The organism is Roseibium sp. QJM3NY_11 (assembly GCF_056173175.1).
In genome coordinates this window covers 4,008,271-4,028,742 of the sequence record NZ_CM149660.1, presented here as the reverse complement: position 1 = coordinate 4,028,742, position 20,472 = coordinate 4,008,271, and the positions used below count along the sequence as shown (strand labels likewise).

Here is a 20,472-nt window from a genome sequence, read left to right as displayed (position 1 = left end):
CGGAGGCGAGGATCAGAATGTCACGCCGTATTTCTCCGACAGGAGAGTGCGCAGGTAGTCCTTGACCTCGGCGCTGGGTGCCAGGGCCGACTTGACGGCTGCTTCCGTGTCCGGCCCGGCATTGAGCCGCGCGCCATTGGTGACCTTCAGGCTTTCGGCCTGGAACTCCGGATCGGCATTGATCGCTGCAACGGCGTCCGCGAAGGCGTCGAGCACGTCCTGCGGCGTGTCCGGGTGCATGTAGCCGGTCAGGCCATAGGCATAGGTCACCGAGGCGATGCCCTGGAACGCGTCCCATTCGATCCCCGAGGGCGCCTTGCCGTTGAGTTCCTCGTAGACCTCGTAGACGGACGGCAGTTCAGGGGCGATCGGGTCGCGCGCCTTCAGGACGCCGTTGTCCATCGCGCCACCGGTCCAAAGCGGCACCGCGCGGCCTTCGGCAACGGAAGGCACCACCTGGGTCAGGTAGACCGGGGTGAACTGATAGTCGAGGTTCAGTTCGCCCTGTTCGAAGGCAAGACGGACCGGGCCGCGGCCGTTGAAGCCCAGCACGGCCTTGACGTCGATATCGAGCACTTCGAAGGAGAGCAACCCGGGCAGGTCGGATGCGGCGGCGGCGATGCCGCCATAGATCAGCGGCTTCTGTGAATCCTTGATCCCGGCCGCGCTGGTAATGCCGGTGTCGGGCGCCACATAGGCGACCGCGCTGAACGGATGGCTGTAGGCGACGCGATAGTCGGCGAGTTTGTATTCGACGCCCTTCTGGCCAAGAACAAAGGGGTTCGCGGTCGACGAGGTCGTGAACAGAATCGTCGAACCGTCGGGTCTGGCGTTCTGCTGGAACCAGTTGGCGCCAAGGATCGAGCCGCCACCGGGCCGCGAGACGACGTCCAGGTCGGGATTTCCGGGCAGGTGCTTCTCAAAATAGGGTTCCAGGAACTTGGCCGACACGAAGGTCGCGCCGCCTTCGCCGAAGGGCACCACCACCTCGATGGTCTTGCCGGCGAACAGTCCCTCCTGGGCCGCCGCTCCCAGCGTGCCCCCCAGAACAAGAGTGCTCCCCAGGACCAGGGCGGCGGTCGCCGTGAGTTTTTCAGTATGCATGATGTCATTCCTCCCTTCGACAGATGCGGGTCAGGCTCAGCCGATCTTGTTCTCGAGCGTTCCGAGCCCCGTGATGCTGACGCGCATCGTGTCGCCAGCCTTCAGGTATTTTGGCGGGTCGAAGCCTATGCCGACGCCCACGGGCGTGCCGGTGGCAATAATGTCGCCCGGCAGCAGCGTCATGGTGCGCGTCATGGTTTCGATCAGGGTCGGGATGTCGAAGATCAGGTCGGCGACCTTCGCCCGCTGGCGTTCCTCACCGTTGATGTCCGTCATCACTTCCAGCGCGCGCACGTCGCCGATCTCGTCGGCGGTGGCGATCCACGGCCCCATCGGGCAGAAGGTGTCGATGCCCTTGCCGATGACCCACTGGTTATGTTGCTTCTGCAGGACGCGCGATGTGACGTTGTTGACCGCCACATAGCCGAACACGTGGTCGAGCGCATCCGCCTTCGAGACCTGAAAACCGCGCTTGCCGATGACGACGCCGAGTTCGCCCTCGTAGTCGGTGCTGTTCGTATGGTCGAGCGAGCCGCGCACCACATCGCCCGGACCGCACACGCTGGTCGTCGCCTTGGTGAAGATCACCGGATGCGACGGCACGGCCTCCTTGGCGCTGGAATCGAAGCCGCTGGAATGAAACTCCGCCGCATGGGCGTAGTAGTTCTTGCCGACGCAGAAGATGTCCCGCAAGGGCTCGGGCACCGGTGCGCACAGCCGCACATCGGCGAGCGGCACGCGCCGCCCGCCGGCGTTCCGCCACACGGCAAGCGCTGCGTCTCCTCCGGCGATCACGTCAAGAACGGCGTGCCGGGCGGTCTCGCCCTCGGCGCATATTACGGCCTCGCCGCCGTCCACATACCCGGCGGCCAGTGTGCCGGCGGTCTCAAAGGTGATGATCTTCATTTTCTCGACACTATCAATTTTTATCGATAATAATTACCATCATAGAAAATCACGACTGTCAAACGGACATCTTCCCATTCGAAATTTCCCCGTTTAAGAAATGCCGATGAACACACAAGCCAGAACAGAAAGCCCGGATGACGGCTCCCTCGACGGGGAGACCCTTGTCGATGCCGCCTACCGCCGGCTGCGCCGCGACATCATCACCTCGGCGCGCCTGCCCGGAGAACGCCTCAGGATCGAGAAGCTGAAGGCGATCTACGGCATCGGGCCGACGCCCTTGCGCGAGGCGATGCAGAAGCTCGCCCAGGACGGACTTGTGGTCGGCGGCGGCAATCGCGGTTTTGCCGTGGCACCGCTCGATCCGGCGGAGTTCCGGGACCTGAACCTGGCCCGCACCGTGATCGAGAAGGAGGCCCTGCGCCTGGCGATCGAAAACGGTGGCGACGACTGGGAGGCCGGGATCGTGGCCGCAGCCTACCTGATGGCCAAGGAAGACACGGCGCTGGCGCAGGCACAGGGCCAGGTGCCCGACAGTTGGGAGCGGGCGAATTCCGGTCTTCACCTGGCGCTGGTCTCCGCCTGCGGCTCGAACTGGCTGTTGAAGATGCGCGGCGGCCTGCACGACCTGTGCGAGCGCTACCGCCGGGCCTCGGTCTATCGCAGGATCGGTGACCGCGACCTGAAGGCCGAGCACGCCGCCATCGCCGATGCGGCGCTGGCCCGGGATGCAGACCTCGCCTGCCGCCTGATCGTGGATCATTTCGCGCTGACCGCCGAAGCACTGACAACCGGGCAGACGAGTTGCAAGGCGGACGGTGAGGCGAGGGGCGATGCACCGGACAGCGAAAATCGGCCGGGCGGCATCGCATGACCATGGACGTGCTTCTGTTTCTGGCTGCCGGCCTTGTCGGCGGCGCTATCAACGCGGCTGCGGGCGGCGCCAAGCTGTTCGTGTTTCCAATGCTGCTGGCCACCGGTCTGCCGCCGATCGCCGCCAATGTGACGCAAGGGGTCGCCCTGTGGCCGGCGCAGCTTCCGGCAATCTGGATCTACCGGCGGGAACTTGCCGGCGACATGAAGCGCCTGTGGCGCCAGATGATCCCGGCGCTCGCCGGTGCGCTCATCGGCGCTCTGGTGATGGTCAATTCCAGCAACGAGGCCTTCGTCAAGGTGGTGCCGTTCCTCCTGATTGTCGCCGTCGTCGCCATTGTGCTCGGGCCACGCACCACGGTGCTGATGCGCCGGGCCTTTCCCGGCGAGAGGCTCGACACCGCCGTTGCCGTGCTTCTGGCCGTGTTCGGCTTTTACGGTGGTTTCTTTGGCGCCGGCCTCGGCTTCATGCTGCTCGCCGTCCTGTCGGTTTCCTCCGGCCTCGGCGTTTCGCAGGTCAACGGCGCCAAGAACCTCTTCGCCTTCGCCATCCAGTCGGTTGCCGTGGTGCCGATGGTGCTGTCCGGCCTCGTCGACTGGCTCGCTGCCTCCTGCGTGCTGGCCGGCGGCATCGCCGGCGGTTACGTCGGCGCCAGCCTCGTCCGCAAACTGCCGGAAAAGCTGGTACGGATCGGCGTGGCCGGTCTGGGGCTGGTGCTGACGCTGTCGTTCTTGTTGAGGTGACGGGGGTAGGGGGGGGCTGGGGCGCGTGAAAACCTTGAGCCCCTGGCCGCAATGCACCCGAATGATCGTTGCTGCGCCTTAGGGTTCAGGTTGGATCGAGCCGAATGGCGTGTTGATCTGTTGTTAGGCAGCAGGTGCGCCGCAATGATCGAGATCCCGGAAAGGAAACCGCTGCATGATTGCCTATGTCACCGTCGGCGCTGACGACATCGCGCGTGCAAGGCGATTTTACTGTGCATTCCTGCCGGCTCTCGGTTACAGGCTGGAGGAGGGGCCCGAGGGCCTGAGTTACGTGTTGCCCGAACAACCGGGTCAGTCCGCCGCTCTGCCGGATTTCTATGTCAAGCCAACCTTCGACGGACATCCGGCCTCGGCCGGCAACGGTACCATGATCGCATTCCAGGCCAGCCGTCAAAAACAGGTTCGCGACCTTCACGCCGCCGCGCTCGCGGCAGGCGGCCTTGACGAGGGCCTGCCCGGCTTCCGTGTTTCCTACGGACCTCATTTTTATGTCGGTTACCTTCGAGACCCTCAAGGCAACAAGATCGCTCTGTTTTCCGAAGATCCGGACGAACCCGGGCGGGAAGGATAAGACGGACGACCCCAACGCATTGTCCGCATGCCGGAGCCAGGTAGCGGGAGCGGCCTCAAGAAGGCCCGACATGCCGCTGCAGCCGGTTTGTCCGCGAGCCCTGTTCGCTAATTTTTCAGGCTGATGCCAAGCCGGTTCTTCATTGAGGCGAGTGAAAAACTGCTTTGCAATCCGGTGCGGCCGATCTCACCTATTACGTTATGACATCAGTCGTTTAGCGGATGGTTCCAGACTGCAGCCCGCGGCTCGTTCACTCTCGAAATGACGGAAACCCTGGGTATTTAAGGTCCCGGTCGGCAAGGCTGCACGTGCGGTGCACAACGGAAAAATATTGACGCACGACCAATTTTGCAATTAATTTCACTTATGGATTAATTTGCAAAAGCAAGCAGAGCGCTCGGGAGGAGCCCTTGGCAAAAGGTGCGTCGCACTTAAAACTTCAGGAAGAAATCGAGCTCACCGCAAGGGCGGCGTGGCTGCATTTCATCGGTGGTCTGACTCAGTCGGAAGTCGCCGTGCGTCTTGGTGTCTCGGGGACGCGTGCGCACAGGCTGATCGCGAAGGCTCAGGACCTGGGTCTTGTGCATATTTCCGTCGATGCAACCGCTGCCCCGTGCGTTGAGCTGGAAAACACCCTGATCAAGGCTTTCGGCCTGTCCATGTGCCGGGTCGCGATGGACCTCGGCGAGCCGGGGCCGATCCCGCTGCGTGCATTGGGAGCGCTCGGTGGGCACTGGCTGGGCCACCTGCTGGAGACCGGAGCCCACAAGGTCATCGGTGTCAGTCATGGACGGACCATTGCCGCTTCGGTCGAGGCGATGCAGCGCCGGAAGGCCAACGGCACTGTTTTTGTCTCTCTTCTCGGCGGGCTCACACGCTCGCTTGCCGCCAATCCCTATGACGTGATCCACCGGCTGGCACAGATAACGGGGGCGGAATCCTACCTGATGCCGGCGCCGCTGTTTACCAATTCGCCGGAGGACAAGGCGGTGCTGGCCTCCCAGTCGATGCTGCGCGAGGCGTTCTCCCGGATGCAGGAATGCGATCTCGCGATCGTCGGTATCGGCGATCTCGATACCTCGGGAGGTTCGGTGGCGATCGGCCGGCAGGATGTCAGGGCGGAACTGGAGGGACGGGGGGCGGCGGCCGAGATCCTCGGCCAGTTCCTGGATCGAGAGGGACGGCAGATCGAGACATCGCTCGACGGCCGGACAATGGCCATGCCGCTCGAGGAACTGCGCGGCCGGGAGGTGGTCGCGGTTGCTGGAAGTCTCGGCAAGGTCGAGGCGATCAAGGCCGCATTGTCCAGCGGCCTTCTAACTGGATTGATCATCGATGAGGCGGCAGCCCGTAGTCTTGTCGAAGGTCTGGGCGGCAGTCGCGCTGCCGGAGCTGCATGAAACGCGGGCGATTTGGGAGGAAAGTCCATGTATGAGAAAGAGAAAGATCTCGTAGGCGCATATATGAGGGGGCAGATGAGCCGCCGGAGCTTGCTCCGGTCCCTGTCGGCGCTGGGTGTGACGGCTGCAAGCGCCAGCGTGCTGGTGAACGCCGCCGCAACGCGTGCGCTTGCCGCGGATTTCGACTGGAAGAAGCATGCCGGAAAATCCGTCAAGCTGCTTCTCAACAAGCATCCCTACACCGATGCAATGATTGCCAACCTGGACAATTTCAAGGAATTGACGGGGATGGAGGTCACTTACGACATCTTCCCGGAAGACGTCTATTTCGACAAGGTGACCGCCGCGCTGTCGTCGGGTTCCAGCGAATATGATGCCTTCATGACCGGCGCCTACATGACCTGGACATACGGTCCCGCCGGCTGGGTCGTCGATCACAACGAGTGGATCAACGATCCGTCCAAGACCAATCCCAACTACAATTGGACGGACATGATCGAGGGCGTGCGCAAGTCCTGCGCCTGGAACGGCAAGCCGGGCGGCGCGCTCGGCTCCGACGACGCCAAGCAGTGGTGCATACCCTGGGGATACGAGCAGAACAACCTGACCTACAATGCCGACATGCTGGAAAAGTCGGGCGCGTCCCTGCCGAACAATCTCGACGAACTCATCGAGCTGGCAGCGAAGCTGCAGGGCGACAATGACGGCGTTTACGGTATCGGTGTGCGCGGTTCGCGCAGTTGGGCGACCATCCATCCCGGTTTTCTGTCCGCCTACGCCAACCTTGGCGAACAGGACCTGAATGTCAGCGCTGACGGCAAGCTGTCGGCCGCCATGAACACGGCCGGATCCAGGGAATTCCATGCCAAGTGGGTCAAGATGATCCAGCAGTCTGGTGCCTCCGACTGGTCGACCCACACCTGGTATCAGGTCGGCACGGACCTTGGTGCCGGCAAGTCCGCCATGATCTACGACGCCGATATCCTCGGCTATTTCATGAATGGCGGCGACAACGCGATGGCCGGGAAGCTTGCTTACGCGCCCTTCGCGGCGTCCGGTGACGGAATGCCGACGCCCAATATCTGGATCTGGTCCCTGGCCATGTCGAAATTCTCCAGGGATCACGACGCGACCTGGTACTTCATGCAGTGGGCCTCCGGTCCCGAGCATGGGCTCTTCGGCGCCTCCAAGATGGATTTCGTCAATCCCGTGCGCACCTCGGTCTGGGAGGACGCGGGCTTCCGCGACCGTCTGGCCAAGTCCTATCCGGGCTACGTGAACATGCACGACGTGTCCGCTCCGGGGGCTTCGATCAAGTTCACCGCGCAACCGTTGTTCTTCGATCTGACCACCGAATGGGCGGCGACCTTGCAGAAGATGGTGGCCAGCGAACTTTCGGTGGACGAAGGGCTCGACCAGCTCAGCAACAACGTCAACCGGCAGCTCAAGGAAGCCGGGCTCGGCTAAGCATCACTCATTGGCGGGCCGGACACGGCCCGCCTCCCATTTCCCCATCAGGTTTTTGACATGGCCAACGAAACCATGGCCCGTGTTGCGCCCGCGCGCTTCCGGGTTCCGAACAAGCTATTCCCGTATCTGCTGAGCCTGCCGGCTCTGCTGGTCTGCATCGGCATCCTGATCCCGTTCTTCACGGCGGTCTGGTTCTCCCTGCAGCGCTACCGGCTGTCCCAGCCCTGGAACCGTGGCATGAACTGGGGGGAGAACTATCTGAATTTCCTCACCGATGCCTCGTTCTGGAACACGTTGCAGGTCAGTCTGGTCTATGCGGGCCTCACGGTCGGGCTGGAACTCCTGCTGGGGCTCGGCATCGCGCTGCTGCTGCAGAAACGGTCCAGATCCAACAACTTCATTTCCATCATGCTGCTGATGCCGCTGATGACCGCTCCCGCGCTTGCCGCCCTGATGTTCAAGTTGATGACAAACCCGAATTTCGGGATCCTGAGTTATTTCGCCCAGGTCCTGGGCTTCCAGGACATGAACTGGGGGTCGGATCCGTCCACGGCGCTGCTGACCGTCGTCCTGGTCGACATCTGGGTCTATACGCCCTTCATCATGATACTGCTGCTGGCGGGATTGAGGTCGCTGCCGAAGCAGCCCTTCGAGGCTGCCGCGCTCGACGGCGTGCCCCGGCTGCAGCAGTTCTGGCGCATCACGTTGCCGATGCTCCTGCCCTACATCCTGACGGCATCTCTTTTCCGCCTGCTCGACTCCATCCAGCAATTCGACATCATCTACGCCATGACCCAGGGCGGGCCCGGCGACCGGCTGATGGTGTTCCAGGTGGAAGCCTATCTGAACTTCTTCCAGTCAACGAATGTGGGCCGCTCGGCCGCGTTGCTGCTGATCCTGTGGGCCATCACATTCATGCTGTCCAATCTCTTCATCAAGAACTGGCTCCGCCTGCGCGAACGCGCCAGAGGGGAGGGTTGAACCATGCACCATTATTCGCCACTTGAACGGTTCCTGCGGGGCGTTGCCCTCAGCGTCATCGTTGTCTTCTTCATGTTTCCGATCCTGTGGATCGTGCTCATGAGCCTGCAGACGAACGAGACGATCCTGCGCTCGCCGCCGTCCGTCGTCTTCGAGCCGACCTTTTCGAACTACGCGGCGATCATCGCCGGCCGTCTGGACAGCAACGTTGCCTCCATGGACATACAGTTCATGCGCAACCTGATGAACTCGGTCATTCTGTCCGTGGGCTCAGTTGCCCTTGCGCTGATCCTCGGGGTTCCCGCGGCCTATGCATTTGCCCGGCACAAGTTCCGCGGAGCGGAGGACATCGCCTTCACGCTGCTGAGTTTCCGCTTCGCGCCCCCCTTGCTCGTGCTGTTGCCGCTGACCCTTTATTTCCATCAGATCGGCCTGGCGGACACGTATTTCGGGCTTATCTGGGTCTATCAGCTGATCTGTCTGCCGCTGATCCTGTGGATCGTGCGCGGTTATTTCGAGGATATTCCCCAGGACATCGAGCATGCCTACCGGATCGCGGGACACACCTGGTGGTCAACGTTCCGCAAGATCGCCCTGCCGCTGGCGGGGCCGGGGATTGCCGCGGCGGCCTTGCTTGCCTTCATTTTCGCCTGGAACAATTTCATCTTCGCCCTTGTCCTGGCCAGCGCCGACAAGCAGCCGGTCACCGTCGGCGCTCTGGCGTTCGTGACGGCGAGCGGCATCCAGTACGGTCAGATCGCTGCCGCGGTCGTTCTGTCGATCACCCCCACGCTCGCTCTCGCGCTCTATGCGCAGCGCTACCTCGTCGAGGGGCTTTCCCTCGGTGCCGTGAAAGGATGATGCCATGAGCGGTATTGAAATCAGGTCCCTGACCAAGGTCTACAAATCGGAAAAGGTCCTCGACAATCTCTCGCTCGAGGTCCCGAAAGGCGAAACCCTGGCCTTGTTCGGCCCGTCCGGAGCCGGCAAGACAGTGCTGCTGCGCTGCATTGCCGGAGCCGTCGACCCGGAAGAGGGCCGCGTCTTTCTCAATGACGTGGACGTCACCGATCTGCCTCCGGAAGCACGCAATCTGGGCATGGCGTTCCAGAACTTCGCCCTGTTTCCGCACATGTCGGCGGAAGAAAACATCGCCAGCCCGCTGAAGGCCCGCAGATTGACCCGGGATCAGGTCGGCTCCGGCGTCCGGAAGGTCGCCGAGCTGCTCAAGATCGGTCATGTCCTCGGACATGCGCCCAAAGAGCTTTCCAACGGCCAGAAGCAGCGCACCGCGCTGGCCAGGGCGCTGGTGGCCGAGCCCGAGATCCTGCTTCTCGACGATCCCCTGCGCAATGTCGATGCCAAGCTTCGCTTCGAAATGCGGCTGGAGCTGCCGCGGCTTCTGGCGGGAAGGGGAACCACCGTCATCTATGTTACCCAGGACTACAAGGAAGCCATGGCGCTTGGACATACGATCGCCGTGCTGGACGGTGGCCGGATCAGTCAGATCGGGACCCCGGAAGATATCTATCTGCGTCCGGCCAATACCGCCATCTCCAAGCTCTTCGGGGACCCGGTGATCAATCTGCTGGATGTGAAACCGGAACGCGACGAGACCGGCGTGTTCGTGCGCCTTTCCGACCAGAAGGTCCGGCTGGAAGCGGGTTACGATGTGTTTGTCGGGCAGGAGGCCATCATAGGCCTCAGACCGGAAATGCTGCGCTTTGCCGACGCCGGCATACCGGTCGACATCGAAGCCGAGACGCCCTTCAACGAGAAGATCGTCACGCTGACCCAGACCAAGCGGGGCCGGGAAATCTTCGTGTCGCGCCCGGCCGGAACCCCCGCGCGTTCGACAGGCAGGGCACATCTGGCGGTGGACGGCACCGGCGCGGTCCTGTTTGACCGGGCCACGGGCGAACGCATTGTACCGGCGCCGGATGCGAAGGAGCAGGCAGCATGAGTTATCTTGATCTGTCCGGCGTCAACAAGGTCTATGGTGGTGTCGTACACGCCGTGAAGGATCTGGAACTGCGCATCGAGAAAGGCGAGATCGTCGCGCTTCTGGGATCGTCGGGGTGCGGCAAGACATCGACCCTGCGGATGATTGCCGGCTTTGAATCGGTCAGCGGCGGATCCATCTCCCTCGACGGTGCCCGGATCGACACCCTGCCACCGGCCAGACGCGGCGTCGCGATGGCCTTTGAAGGCTATTCGCTCTATCCGCCGCTGACCCTTTACGAAAACATCGCCTTCGCGCTCAAGCGCGAGCGTCTGCCGGTCGCCGAAGTGGACAGGCGTGTGCGGGAAGTCGCGCATCTTGTGGAAATCGAGGCGCTTCTGGACCGGTACCCGTCGTCGATTTCCGGAGGCCAGCAACAGCGCGCCTCGCTGGCGCGGGCCCTGATCCGGGATGCGACCCTCCATCTTCTCGATGAGCCCATGGGACAATTGGAACCGCAATTGCGGGCCTTGCTGCGTGGACGGATCAAGCACTTCATTCAGGAGCGCGGCCTGACCGCGATCCTGGTCACCCACGACCAGACCGAAGCCAACGCGCTCGCCGACAAGATCGCGGTGATGGAGGACGGCGAACTGCAGCAGTTCGACAGTCCCGCCGCGCTCAAGGACCGTCCCGCGAACCTCTTCACCGGGACCTTCATCGGCGAACCGCCGATGAACGTGTTTCCGGCGCGGGCCGGCATGAAGGACGGACGAATTGAATTCGCCCTGGAAGGCGGCGTTGCCTTCGACTTCGACAGCGCTGATTTTTCTGACGAACTGCGCGGGTCGCTGAACGCCGGTGCGGACGTGACGATCGGCATCCGGCCCGATGCCGTGAAACTGGCCGACACCGGCCTGCAGGCCAAGGTTCTGGTCAACCAGTGGCTTGGCGACCAGACCCATATCGCGGCGGAATTCGCGGGCGGTTCGATCGTCTCCGTGGAACATCAGCGCCTGGCCCTGGCCGAAGGCACCCCGGTCTGCATCAGCATCTCGCCCGCCGACCTGCATTTGTTCGACAGCGGCAGCGGCCGGGCCATCAGTCATGGAGGCAAGCCTGCATGAGTGGCGATGTTCTGATCGGCGTCGACGCGGGAACCTCGGTCATCAAGGCCGTGGCCTTCGATCTGGACGGGCGGGAAATCGCATCGGCCAGCCGGCGCAACAGTTACGAGACCTTGCCGGACGGCGGTGTGACCCAGAGCATGCACCGGACCTGGACGGATACGGCCTCCGTGTTGCGTGAAGTCGCGCAGAGTGTCGGTCCGCACAGGGTCCTGGCGCTCGGCATCACGGCCCAGGGAGACGGCACCTGGCTTGTCGACGCTGACGGCGAACCGGTCCATGACGGCTGGCTGTGGCTTGATGCCCGGGCAGCTGCCGAAGCCCGAGAGCTCGCCGACTGCGACGGCATAGACACCATCTACCGCAACACCGGTGCCGGGGTGAACGTCTGCCAGATGCGCACCCACCTCCTGTGGATGACCCGCCACGCCCCCGAGTTGCTGGAGCAGGCGGCAACCGCGTTGCATTGCAAGGACTGGCTGTATTACAGGCTGACCGGCGTGCTTGCGGCCGACCCGACCGAAGCGGTGTTCACGTTCGGTGACTTCCGGACACGCGATTATTGCGAGGATGTGCTGCAGGCGCTCGGCCTGTCGCATCTGCGCAAGCTGCTGCCGCCGATCCTGGACGGTGCACGGCAGACCCACAGGCTGACGAAACAGGCCGCCGAACAAACCGGCCTGCCGGAAGGCCTGCCGGTGTCTCTGGGGTATGTCGATGTGATGTGCACCGCGCTCGGGGCGGGGTTGCACGACGCGCAGGCGCGGCCGGGTTTTTCCGTCATCGGCTCGACCGGGATGCATATGCGCTTCGTACCCGATGCCGACAGCGTCTCCTTCAATGCCGACCGCTGCGGATATACCATGGCATTTCCCGGTAAGGCCTACGCCCAGATCCAGACCAACATGGCGGCCACGCTGAACATCGACTGGCTGCTGGATGTCGCCCTGGAACTGCTGGCATCACAAGGCGTGACCCGAACCCGGGGGGATCTGCTCAACGGGCTCGACGACAAGGTCATGGCGGCCCGGCCGGGCGCCGCACTCTACCACCCCTATATCTCGACCGCCGGAGAGCGTGGGCCCTTCGCCAATTCGCAGGCGCGGGCCGGATTCACGGGACTGGACCGGACGAGCGGCTGGTTCGACATGGTCCGGTCCGTTTTCGACGGTCTCGCGCTCGCCTCGCGCGACTGCTACACGGCGCTGGGCGAAATGCCCGCCGAGATCCGTCTGAGCGGCGGGGCGACGCGATCGTCCGCGCTGGTCCGTATTCTGGCTTCCGCGCTGAACAGGCCTGTGCGAACCGTCGCCCAGCCGGAGGCCGGGGCTGCGGGCGCGGTGATGATCGCCGGTATCGCCCTTGGCATTTTCGAGGACGCGGCCGACGCCACCCGCCGCTGGGTTTACCCGCTTCTGCAGGAACCGGAGCAGCCGGACAGCAGCCTCGTGGCGACGTATGACGCCCTGTTCGGCGGATATCTGGCGACGCGTGAAGCCATGGTGCCGGCCTGGGCGGCCCAGACAACCATGCGGGAGGCACTCCGATGACTGTAGAAATCGCCATCATCGGCGACCGTTTCATGCTGCCCGACATCTTCGAGCATGCCTTGCAGCAGGCTTGCGGCGACGCTGTTGTCTGCCGCAAACTTCAGCAGCCCTGGCCGGACGAGCCGATGCAGCACGGCTATGCGGTCGCGGGCATGGACGGATTGAAGGAATATATGGGAACCGCCGACGAAGTGATCGGCCATATCGGCGACGCGCCGGTTCTGGTAACCCATCTCGCGCCGCTGTCCCGGCTGATGTTCGACAGCCTTCCCAATCTGAAACTGGTTGCGGTGTCCCGGGGTGGTCCGGTCAACATCGACATGGCGGCGGCCCGGGAAAACGAGGTCACGGTGGTGAACACTCCCGGCCGCAACGCCTCTGCTGTGGCGGAGTTCACCATCGGAGCGATCATCGCCGAGACCCGCAATATCACCAGGGGCCATGAAGGCCTGCGGCAGGGCGACTACCGGGGCGATCTCTATCGCGCCGATGTCACTGGAGACGAACTCTCGGATCTCACCGTCGGGGTGATCGGCTACGGCAATGTCGGCACTCTGGTCGTCAGGCTGCTCAGGGCGTTCGGGACCCGGGTTCTGGTCTGCGATCCTTATGTGCAGCTCGATCCGGCCGATGCGGCCGACGGCGTTGAAAAGGTGGATCTCGACACGCTTCTGGGGTGCTCCGATATCGTCAGCCTGCACCCTCGGGTGAGCGATGAAACCCGCAACATGATGAACGCGGAGACCTTGCGCGCCATGAAGAAGGGCGCGGTACTCGTCAACACCGCCCGCGGCCCGCTGATGGATTACGACGCACTCTACGACGTGTTGAAGGAAGGGCACCTGCGCGGTGCGATGCTGGAAACCTTCGCCGTCGAACCGACCCCTCCCGACTGGCCACTTCTGCAACTGCCCAACGTGACACTCACCCCGCACATCGCGGGGGCATCCCTGAAGACAGTTCGGATCGCCGCTGCCAAGGCCGCTGAGGAAGTGCGCCGCTGGATATCGGGTGAACCGCCGCTCAATCCCTGCTGAGGAAACGACATGAAAAAAGACGAAAGAGATCTGCGCCAGGCCATCATCGACAAATGCAGGTTCATGAACGCCTCCGGCCTGAACCAGGGCACGTCCGGAAATATCTCCGCGCGCTATCAGGACCGGATGCTGATCACTCCGTCGGCAACGCCCTACGAGGCGATGACGCCCGAAATGATCGCCTCCATGCCCTTTGATGCCGAGCACGGAACCTGGGAAGGCCCCCTGAAGCCGTCGACCGAGTGGCGGTTTCATTTCGATATTCTCAAGGGCCGGCCCGATGCGGGCGCGGTTGTTCATGCCCATCCCACCTATTGCACGACCCTGGCCATTGCCCGCAAACCGATTCCGCCCGTCCACTACATGATGGCGGCTTTCGGCGGCACCGATGTGCGCTGCGCGCCTTATGCAACCTTCGGAACCGCCGAGCTTTCCGAATTCGCCCTGGAGGCTCTCAAGGACCGCTGCGCCTGTCTGCTTGCCAACCACGGCTCCATCGTCGTCGGCGACACCATCGACAAGGCGATGTGGCTTGCGGTCGAACTGGAGACCATCGCCCGCCAGTACTACAACACGCTGCTGATCGGTGGCCCGGTGCTCTTGTCGGAGGCCGCGATCGCCGAAACCGCCAGGGCTTTCGGCTCGTACGGTCTCCAGGACGATCACGAGGGTGTCGGCAAGGCCACCTCGAAACGCAAGAAGACGTCCAAGAAGGCCTGACCATGGAGACCCCCTACGACCTTGTTGTGATCGGTGGCGGCATCAACGGAGCCGGAACCGCGCGCGATGCCGCCGGGCGGGGCCTCAAGGTCCTGCTTGCCGAAAAGAACGACCTGGCCCAGGGCACCTCTTCGAGATCGGGAAAATACATCCACGGCGGCCTGCGGTATCTGGAGTATTACGAGTTCCGACTGGTGCGCGAGGCCCTGATCGAGCGGGAAGTCGTGCTGAAGGCGGCGCCGCATCTTGCCTGGCCGCTGAAACTGGTTCTGCCGCACTCTCCCGAACAACGTCCGCGTTGGCTCATCCGGCTGGGATTGTTTCTTTACGATCATCTGGGTGGCCGCAAGACGATACCCGCCACGGCGGCCCTGAGGCTTGATCGGGAACCGGAAGGGCAGATGCTCCGCGATGCCTATACCCACGCCTTCGCCTATTACGACGTTCGGGTCGACGATTCCCGTCTGGTCGTGCTCAACGCCGTCGACGCGGCCCGGCGGGGAGCGGAGATCGCGACCAGGACCAGGGTCACCTCGGCCCGGCGCGAAAACGGGCTCTGGCGGCTCGCCCTGGACGGCCCGGACGGCCGGCGCGAAGTGACGGCCAGGGCCATCTTCAACGCGGCCGGCCCCTGGGTCGAACAGGTCATCGGCACCGTCGGCGGCGTGAATTCGACCAAGAGCATTCGCCTGGTCAAGGGCTCTCACCTGATCATGAAACGCTGGTGGTTGGGCAAACACGGTTATGTCCTGCAGGCGCCGGACAAGCGGCTGATTTTCGTCAATCCCTATTTCGACGACCTGGCTCTGGTCGGCACGACGGACATACCGTTCAACGAACGGCCCGAGGATGTCGAGGTGGAAGCGGAGGAGGCCGGTTATCTTCTGGATATCCTGAACGGCTACTTCAAGGTGGACCTGACCGCGCAGAATATCGTTTCTTCCTACTCCGGCGTGCGCCCCCTGTTCGACGACGACAGTTCCAAGGGCGCCTCGGCCGTCACCCGGGATTACACGTTCGAACTGGACGGCGGTAACGGGCAGGCCCCCATGTTGTCTGCCTTCGGCGGAAAACTGACGACCTACCGCAAGCTTTCGGAGGCGGCGCTGGACCGGTTGCAGCCGTTCCTGCCGCAAATGCAGCCCCCCTGGACCCGGGACGCAGCACTTCCGGGCGGCAACCTGCCGGAGGGCGGCTTCGAGGCCTGGCTGGCGGAGTTCCGGCGGAAGGTGCCGTGGCTGCCGCCTGAACTGGCCGCGCATTACGCTCGCACTTATGGTAGCGAGGCGGAAACCCTGCTTCAGGGAGCTGAGAGCCTTGCCGATCTCGGCGAGCATTTCGGGGGATTGTTCTATGCCCGCGAAGCGGAATGGATGATGGAAAACGAGTGGGCGATGAGTGCCGATGACATGCTGACACGGCGTTCCAAACACTATCTTTTCATGTCCGGTGACGAACGCCGGCGTGTCGAGGACTGGCTGAACCGGAGGTGCGCGGCATGACCATCGAGGACCTTCGCGGCAGTGCTGAGTTTTCGGCACTCGAAGCCGCCGCCGCCCGTCTCGGCACAAATCCTCTGCAGATCCAGGGACCGGGCGGCAACGTCTCGCTCAAGGCCGATGGAAAGATGCTGGTGAAGGCATCCGGGACGTGGTTGGCCGACGCGCGTCAGCAGGACATCTTCGCCCCGGTGGATGCCGAAGCGATGAAAGCGGCGCTGACGTTGGGCGATCCCGTCGCGGAAAAGCCGGCCGAATTTCTGTTGTCCGGCAGTCTTCGCCCCTCCATCGAGACCACCTTTCACGCGGCTCTGGACGCACCGGTGGTGCTGCACACCCATTGTGTTGCCACGCTTGCGCGCTCGAGCGCACCGATACCGTCTGCCGAACTCGATGCGCTCGGGCTGGTTTTTGTTCCTTATCGAAAGCCCGGCGCCGAGCTGGCGCGTTCGGTGCTCGAGGCCTGGCGCCCAGGTGCGAAGGGCGCGGTCCTCGGCAATCACGGTCTCATCGTCATCGGCGAAACCGTTGCCGAGGCAGAGGCCAGGATTGCGCAGATAGCCCGGCACTTCGACCGTGGACCGGTTCCTGTTTCAGGTCCGGACCCGGATCTCGCCGGCGACCTGGAAGGCAGCGGCTGGACCGCCTTGCCGGAAGGGGCGACGACCGCGCTGGCCTTTGATTCCGAAGCACTTGCCAAAGCGGTGCGGCCGGCTCTGTTCCCCGATCAGGTGATATTCCTCGGACCCGAACCCGTCGTCAGCGGTATACCCGTGGATGTCGTCGACGGGTCACCGGTCAGTCTCGCTTTCTTTCCCCGGCGCGGGGCCGCCGTCCCGGTCGGGGCGACGCCGGCCTGCGTTGCCCTTGCGAAGATGATGGGCGAGGTCGTTTTTCGATTGCCGGACAATCCCACCCGGCTGACCAGGGAGCAAACTCTCGATTTGCTCGGCTGGGACGCGGAGATACACCGCCAGGCGCTGGAAGAGGCGCGCACCCGCCGTCTCGCGGGTGACCCGCAATGAGCGAGCGGCTGGCGCTTGGCCTGGATATCGGCACGTCAGGCATTCGGGTTGCCCTCTTGAATCCGAACGGCTTGGTTCAGGGAAAGGCCTCTGAAAAAATGTCCGACCACGGCGACAATTTGCGCTCGCCGGACGTTTGGCATGCGGCCTTGCAGGCGCTCCTGGACCGGTTCCGCCAGGAGCACGATCTTGCCGAAGTCGGCGCTCTGTCCATAGACGGTACGTCGGGAACCGCCCTTGCCCTGGACGGGGCAGGGGCACCGGTCGGCGATGCGCTGATGTACAATGATACGGTGGGTGACCCGGGCATTCCCGAGGCGATTTCAAGGGTCGCGCCCCGGCAGAGCGCCGCCCATGGCGCGGCGTCGGCACTGGCCCGAGCGCTGCTGCTGCAACGGCGGCCGGGCGTTGCGCGCATCGTCCATCAGTCCGACTGGATCGCAGGTCTGTTCGCGGACGCGCCGGTGCCCACGGATGAAAGCAATGCCCTGAAGACAGGCTATGATCCGGTTGACCGCAAGTGGCCGGACTGGATCGCACAGACAGGATTGAACACGGCTTTGCTGCCGGATGTGGTTCCCGCCGGCAGCCGATCCGGGACGCTTTCGGGTGCCTTCGGTCTTCCCGCAGGGGCTGCGCTGGTGGCCGGGGTGACTGACGGCTGCGCCTCTTTCCTGGCAACGGGCGCCTGCGAACCGGGCGACGCGGTTACCGCGCTCGGCACCACCTTGACCATCAAGCTTCTGTCCGACCGGCCGGTTTTCGCGCCTGAATACGGCATCTACAGCCACCGCATCGGCGACATGTGGCTGGCGGGCGGTGCGTCCAACACCGGGGGCGGTGTTCTGGCTGCGTATTTCACACCGGAAGAACTTGAGCGCTTGAGCGCGAAAATGGATCCCGGCAGTCCGACGGGACTTGATTATTACCCGCTGACAAGACCGGGCGAGCGTTTCCCGGTATCTGACCCGGATCTCGCTCCAAGGCTTGAGCCGCGCCCGGAACAGGATGAGACATTCGTAAAGGCCATGCTGGAGGGCATGGCCCGGATCGAGGCCACCGGCTACCGCCGCCTGACGGAACTCGGCACACCCGCGCCCGCAACGCTGCGCACGGTCGGGGGCGGAGCCCGGAATCCCGTGTGGCGGGCCCTGAGACAGCAAGCACTTGGGCTGGAAGAAACGCCGGCAAGCTCGGAAGACGCCGCGGTCGGCGTCGCCCGGCTGGCACTGGACTGGTTGCGAGCATGACACGAGAGATCACCGGGCTCGAAGAAATCGCAGGCGAATTCGAGGCGGTCATTGTCGACCAATATGGTGTTCTGCATGATGGCGAGACGCCCTTCGAGGGCGCGCAGGCCGCCTTGCTGGCCCTGAAACAGAGGGGCGTTCCCGTTGCGGCACTGACGAACTCCGGAAAACGCGCGAAGACCAATCTGGACAGGCTGGCGCGCCTGGGGTTCGCCGCGGAGCTGTTCCATCACGTGGTCAGTTCCGGGGAACTTGCCCGAGACACGATCGCCGGCCTGCCGTCCGGCGCGGCCCTGCTGCTGATCGCCCGGGACGGTGAGACCGAACTTGCCGACGGGCTGGATGTGCGGCTGTCCGCAGCGGGGGAACCGGCGGAAATGGTTGTGATCGCGTCGGTCGACCCCTTTCAGGTGAGCCGCGAGGACTACGCCAGCCGGCTGCGTCCCTATGCGCATGGCAAAACGCCGGCGCTTCTGGTCAATCCGGACTTGCTTCTGACACAGGCAGGACAGACCGCCTTCGGTCCGGGGGCAGTTGCCGAGGATTACCGGCGGATGGGAGGACCGGTGGAGGTTCTGGGCAAACCCGCCCCCGCAATGTTCGAAACCGCTCTTCGCGCCATGGGCAACCCTGCTGCGGAAAAGGTGCTCATGATCGGCGACAGCCCGCACCACGATATTTCCGGCGCCGCGGCCGTCGGATTGAAAACCTTGCTGATCCGCAGCGGCGTGCAATCGCGCCTCGAAGGCGCAGCCCCGGACTTCGCCATGACCAGGTTGAGCTGGTGATCCATCGCAGAAGGACGGCACTGCCGGCCGGCAGTTTTACGCCGCTTCTCAGAGGGTCTTGTAAACCTGCGACCGCCAGATCTCGGCATAGGCCCGGAAAGCCGGATTGAACGGGGGCTCGAGGTCCGAAGCAGCGTCTTGGGCAATTGAACCCGAGCGGGAACCAGCCTCCGGCGGCCGGGTGCTGCCGGAAACCAGCAGGGCGGCGCCGATGCTGGTGCCGGTCGCAGAGCCTTCGGAGGCGATGACAGGCCGGCCCGTCGCGGCCGCCAGCATCTCCAGGTAACCGCTGTTGCGGGCAAACGGACCTTCCACCAGTGTCGGTCCGTCGGCATCGGTCATCGCCAGGCATTCCGCCGTGACCAACGCCAGGTAGAACGACACCGCCGCGAAACGCTCCCCGTCCGTCAAGCCGGTTTCGTCCACGCTCCAGTGGGCATCGCGGCCCTGAAACGGCCCCGAAAGGGGCTCGGCCGCCGGAAACAGCATGACCTTCCGGTCAAGCACATCGGCTTGCTCGGCCTCGGTGCAGGAGTTCGCCCTGCCGCCCATGAGCCGGTCGAATTCGCGTCCGCCCATGAACCTTGCGGAGGGGACCGGGTTGCCGAAAGCATCGGTGTTGATCAGCGTGTCGCGCGCCGGATCAAGGTCAACGCTCTTGCCGCCGATGGAAAGCACGATCACCCAGGTGCCGGTGGAGACGACCGAAAAAGGCGCCTGGCGCTGCAAGAAGTGCGGGTAGAGAGAGGCATTGGAATCGTGAATGCCGCAGGCAACCGCCACCGTGCCCGGCAATCCTGTCCTTGCGGCAATTTCCGGCAACAGCAGGCCTGCGCAGTCTGCCGCCTGTTTGACCGGCGCCATCTTCCCGCTCAGGCCCAGCCGCTCCACAAGCGGGGAAAAACACCGCAGGTGCGGGTTCCACAGGTCGGTGTGACAGCCGAGCGAGGTGACCTCGCAGGCGCGCTGTCCCGTCAGCCGGAAGGCCCAGTATTGCGGATAGGTCAGGACTGCGGCGACGCGCTGCTGCAAGCCGGGGTTGGACCTGAACTGCCAGAAAAGCTGCGCCCCCACGTTCAGTCCCATGGCGAGCCGCGGCGATCCGGTTTCGCTGAAACCCGGCCGGATCGCGTCATAGTCCGCCGCGAGACAGTCCGGGCCGTCGCATTCATAATCGAGCACCGGGGCGGCGAGGCCACCCTCGGCGTCCAGAAGGACGATGGAAGCCCCGTGGGTGGTGACGGAAATCGCGTCGATGCGGTGCACGAGGTGCAATTCGGCCAGGCTGTCGCAGATGAACCGCCACAGGCCGTCCACGTCATAATGGGGGTAGGGTGGTCCGGGCAGCACCGTGTTGGCGCGCTTCAGGACGCCGATCTCAGTCCGGTTTTCCAGATCGACCACGGCGACCTTGGCGTTGGTCTTGCCGATGTCGATCACGCCGACATGTGTGACGGGGACCAT

Annotated in this window: 19 protein-coding genes; 16 read left to right on the top strand and 3 right to left on the bottom strand. The window is 63.7% G+C overall.

What is annotated here, in order from left to right; all coding sequences use genetic code 11:
* Positions 1-12: 12 nt before the first annotated feature.
* Together AC0VX3_RS18485 and AC0VX3_RS18480 are read right to left on the bottom strand one after the other, a co-directional pair.
* Positions 13-1,104 carry a hypothetical protein gene (locus AC0VX3_RS18485; RefSeq protein ID WP_475521738.1) on the bottom strand — a complete coding sequence of 364 codons (1,092 nt, stop codon included), beginning with the start codon at positions 1,102-1,104 and terminating at the stop codon, positions 13-15.
* Positions 1,105-1,140: 36 nt separating this feature from the next.
* The gene (locus AC0VX3_RS18480) at positions 1,141-2,010 is read right to left on the bottom strand and encodes a fumarylacetoacetate hydrolase family protein (RefSeq protein ID WP_475521737.1); all 870 of its coding nucleotides are present in this window, start codon (positions 2,008-2,010) and stop codon (positions 1,141-1,143) included.
* A 106-nt stretch (positions 2,011-2,116) separates the two neighbouring features.
* On the opposite strand from AC0VX3_RS18480, the gene AC0VX3_RS18475 reads away from it, so the two are divergent.
* From AC0VX3_RS18475 to AC0VX3_RS18400, 16 genes are all read left to right on the top strand, one after another.
* A complete protein-coding gene (locus tag AC0VX3_RS18475; RefSeq protein WP_475521736.1) occupies positions 2,117-2,884 on the top strand; it encodes an FCD domain-containing protein in 768 nt (255 codons plus the stop codon).
* Positions 2,881-3,627: a sulfite exporter TauE/SafE family protein gene (locus AC0VX3_RS18470; RefSeq protein WP_475521735.1), complete on the top strand. Its 747-nt coding sequence runs from the start codon at positions 2,881-2,883 to the stop codon at positions 3,625-3,627. The genes AC0VX3_RS18475 and AC0VX3_RS18470 overlap by 4 nt, the downstream gene beginning before the upstream one ends.
* Positions 3,628-3,802: 175 nt before the next feature.
* Positions 3,803-4,219, top strand: coding sequence for a VOC family protein (locus tag AC0VX3_RS18465; protein WP_475521734.1), 417 nt, complete (start codon positions 3,803-3,805; stop codon positions 4,217-4,219).
* 410 nt (positions 4,220-4,629) lie between these two features.
* Entirely contained in the window at positions 4,630-5,619 is a 990-nt protein-coding gene (locus tag AC0VX3_RS18460; protein WP_475521733.1) for a sugar-binding transcriptional regulator, read from the top strand.
* Positions 5,620-5,646: 27 nt separating this feature from the next.
* Positions 5,647-7,086 carry an extracellular solute-binding protein gene (locus AC0VX3_RS18455; protein ID WP_475521732.1) on the top strand — a complete coding sequence of 480 codons (1,440 nt, stop codon included), beginning with the start codon at positions 5,647-5,649 and terminating at the stop codon, positions 7,084-7,086.
* Between the two features lie 75 nt (positions 7,087-7,161).
* Positions 7,162-8,070 carry a carbohydrate ABC transporter permease gene (locus AC0VX3_RS18450; RefSeq protein ID WP_475525203.1) on the top strand — a complete coding sequence of 303 codons (909 nt, stop codon included), beginning with the start codon at positions 7,162-7,164 and terminating at the stop codon, positions 8,068-8,070.
* Between the two features lie 3 nt (positions 8,071-8,073).
* A complete protein-coding gene (locus AC0VX3_RS18445) occupies positions 8,074-8,931 on the top strand; it encodes a carbohydrate ABC transporter permease (protein ID WP_475521731.1) in 858 nt (285 codons plus the stop codon).
* A gap of 4 nt (positions 8,932-8,935) precedes the next feature.
* Positions 8,936-10,033: an ABC transporter ATP-binding protein gene (locus AC0VX3_RS18440; protein WP_475521730.1), complete on the top strand. Its 1,098-nt coding sequence runs from the start codon at positions 8,936-8,938 to the stop codon at positions 10,031-10,033.
* Positions 10,030-11,139 (top strand): ABC transporter ATP-binding protein, encoded by a 1,110-nt coding sequence (locus AC0VX3_RS18435; protein WP_475521729.1) that lies wholly within the window; start codon positions 10,030-10,032, stop codon positions 11,137-11,139. The genes AC0VX3_RS18440 and AC0VX3_RS18435 overlap by 4 nt, the downstream gene beginning before the upstream one ends.
* A complete protein-coding gene (locus tag AC0VX3_RS18430) occupies positions 11,136-12,689 on the top strand; it encodes an FGGY family carbohydrate kinase (RefSeq protein WP_475521728.1) in 1,554 nt (517 codons plus the stop codon). Before AC0VX3_RS18435 ends, AC0VX3_RS18430 begins: the two co-directional genes overlap by 4 nt.
* Positions 12,686-13,726 (top strand): 2-hydroxyacid dehydrogenase, encoded by a 1,041-nt coding sequence (locus tag AC0VX3_RS18425; RefSeq protein WP_475521727.1) that lies wholly within the window; start codon positions 12,686-12,688, stop codon positions 13,724-13,726. Before AC0VX3_RS18430 ends, AC0VX3_RS18425 begins: the two co-directional genes overlap by 4 nt.
* 9 nt (positions 13,727-13,735) lie before the next feature.
* Positions 13,736-14,446, top strand: coding sequence for a class II aldolase/adducin family protein (locus AC0VX3_RS18420; RefSeq protein ID WP_475521726.1), 711 nt, complete (start codon positions 13,736-13,738; stop codon positions 14,444-14,446).
* Between the two features lie 2 nt (positions 14,447-14,448).
* Positions 14,449-15,948, top strand: coding sequence for a glycerol-3-phosphate dehydrogenase (locus AC0VX3_RS18415; protein ID WP_475521725.1), 1,500 nt, complete (start codon positions 14,449-14,451; stop codon positions 15,946-15,948).
* Positions 15,945-16,970 (top strand): class II aldolase/adducin family protein, encoded by a 1,026-nt coding sequence (locus AC0VX3_RS18410; protein WP_475521724.1) that lies wholly within the window; start codon positions 15,945-15,947, stop codon positions 16,968-16,970. The genes AC0VX3_RS18415 and AC0VX3_RS18410 overlap by 4 nt, the downstream gene beginning before the upstream one ends.
* Positions 16,967-18,220, top strand: coding sequence for an FGGY-family carbohydrate kinase (locus AC0VX3_RS18405; protein WP_475521723.1), 1,254 nt, complete (start codon positions 16,967-16,969; stop codon positions 18,218-18,220). Before AC0VX3_RS18410 ends, AC0VX3_RS18405 begins: the two co-directional genes overlap by 4 nt.
* Complete coding sequence (locus tag AC0VX3_RS18400; RefSeq protein ID WP_475521722.1) at positions 18,217-19,008, top strand: TIGR01459 family HAD-type hydrolase; 792 nt, start codon at positions 18,217-18,219, stop codon at positions 19,006-19,008. Before AC0VX3_RS18405 ends, AC0VX3_RS18400 begins: the two co-directional genes overlap by 4 nt.
* Positions 19,009-19,056: 48 nt before the next feature.
* On the opposite strand, the gene AC0VX3_RS18395 is transcribed toward AC0VX3_RS18400, so the two are convergent.
* Positions 19,057-20,472, bottom strand: coding sequence for an FGGY-family carbohydrate kinase (locus AC0VX3_RS18395; protein WP_475521721.1), 1,416 nt, complete (start codon positions 20,470-20,472; stop codon positions 19,057-19,059).

Coding starts and splice junctions, on each gene's coding strand:
- AC0VX3_RS18465 (WP_475521734.1), top strand. CDS start 3,803: ATGATTGCCTATGTCACCGTCGGCGCTGACGACATCGCGCGTGCAAGG.
- AC0VX3_RS18405 (WP_475521723.1), top strand. CDS start 16,967: ATGAGCGAGCGGCTGGCGCTTGGCCTGGATATCGGCACGTCAGGCATT.
- AC0VX3_RS18435 (WP_475521729.1), top strand. CDS start 10,030: ATGAGTTATCTTGATCTGTCCGGCGTCAACAAGGTCTATGGTGGTGTC.
- AC0VX3_RS18455 (WP_475521732.1), top strand. CDS start 5,647: ATGTATGAGAAAGAGAAAGATCTCGTAGGCGCATATATGAGGGGGCAG.
- AC0VX3_RS18440 (WP_475521730.1), top strand. CDS start 8,936: ATGAGCGGTATTGAAATCAGGTCCCTGACCAAGGTCTACAAATCGGAA.
- AC0VX3_RS18480 (WP_475521737.1), bottom strand. CDS start 2,010: ATGAAGATCATCACCTTTGAGACCGCCGGCACACTGGCCGCCGGGTAT.
- AC0VX3_RS18425 (WP_475521727.1), top strand. CDS start 12,686: ATGACTGTAGAAATCGCCATCATCGGCGACCGTTTCATGCTGCCCGAC.
- AC0VX3_RS18410 (WP_475521724.1), top strand. CDS start 15,945: ATGACCATCGAGGACCTTCGCGGCAGTGCTGAGTTTTCGGCACTCGAA.
- AC0VX3_RS18400 (WP_475521722.1), top strand. CDS start 18,217: ATGACACGAGAGATCACCGGGCTCGAAGAAATCGCAGGCGAATTCGAG.
- AC0VX3_RS18485 (WP_475521738.1), bottom strand. CDS start 1,104: ATGCATACTGAAAAACTCACGGCGACCGCCGCCCTGGTCCTGGGGAGC.
- AC0VX3_RS18430 (WP_475521728.1), top strand. CDS start 11,136: ATGAGTGGCGATGTTCTGATCGGCGTCGACGCGGGAACCTCGGTCATC.
- AC0VX3_RS18420 (WP_475521726.1), top strand. CDS start 13,736: ATGAAAAAAGACGAAAGAGATCTGCGCCAGGCCATCATCGACAAATGC.
- AC0VX3_RS18470 (WP_475521735.1), top strand. CDS start 2,881: ATGACCATGGACGTGCTTCTGTTTCTGGCTGCCGGCCTTGTCGGCGGC.
- AC0VX3_RS18475 (WP_475521736.1), top strand. CDS start 2,117: ATGAACACACAAGCCAGAACAGAAAGCCCGGATGACGGCTCCCTCGAC.
- AC0VX3_RS18445 (WP_475521731.1), top strand. CDS start 8,074: ATGCACCATTATTCGCCACTTGAACGGTTCCTGCGGGGCGTTGCCCTC.
- AC0VX3_RS18415 (WP_475521725.1), top strand. CDS start 14,449: ATGGAGACCCCCTACGACCTTGTTGTGATCGGTGGCGGCATCAACGGA.
- AC0VX3_RS18450 (WP_475525203.1), top strand. CDS start 7,162: ATGGCCCGTGTTGCGCCCGCGCGCTTCCGGGTTCCGAACAAGCTATTC.
- AC0VX3_RS18395 (WP_475521721.1), bottom strand. CDS start 20,472: ATGGTCCCCGTCACACATGTCGGCGTGATCGACATCGGCAAGACCAAC.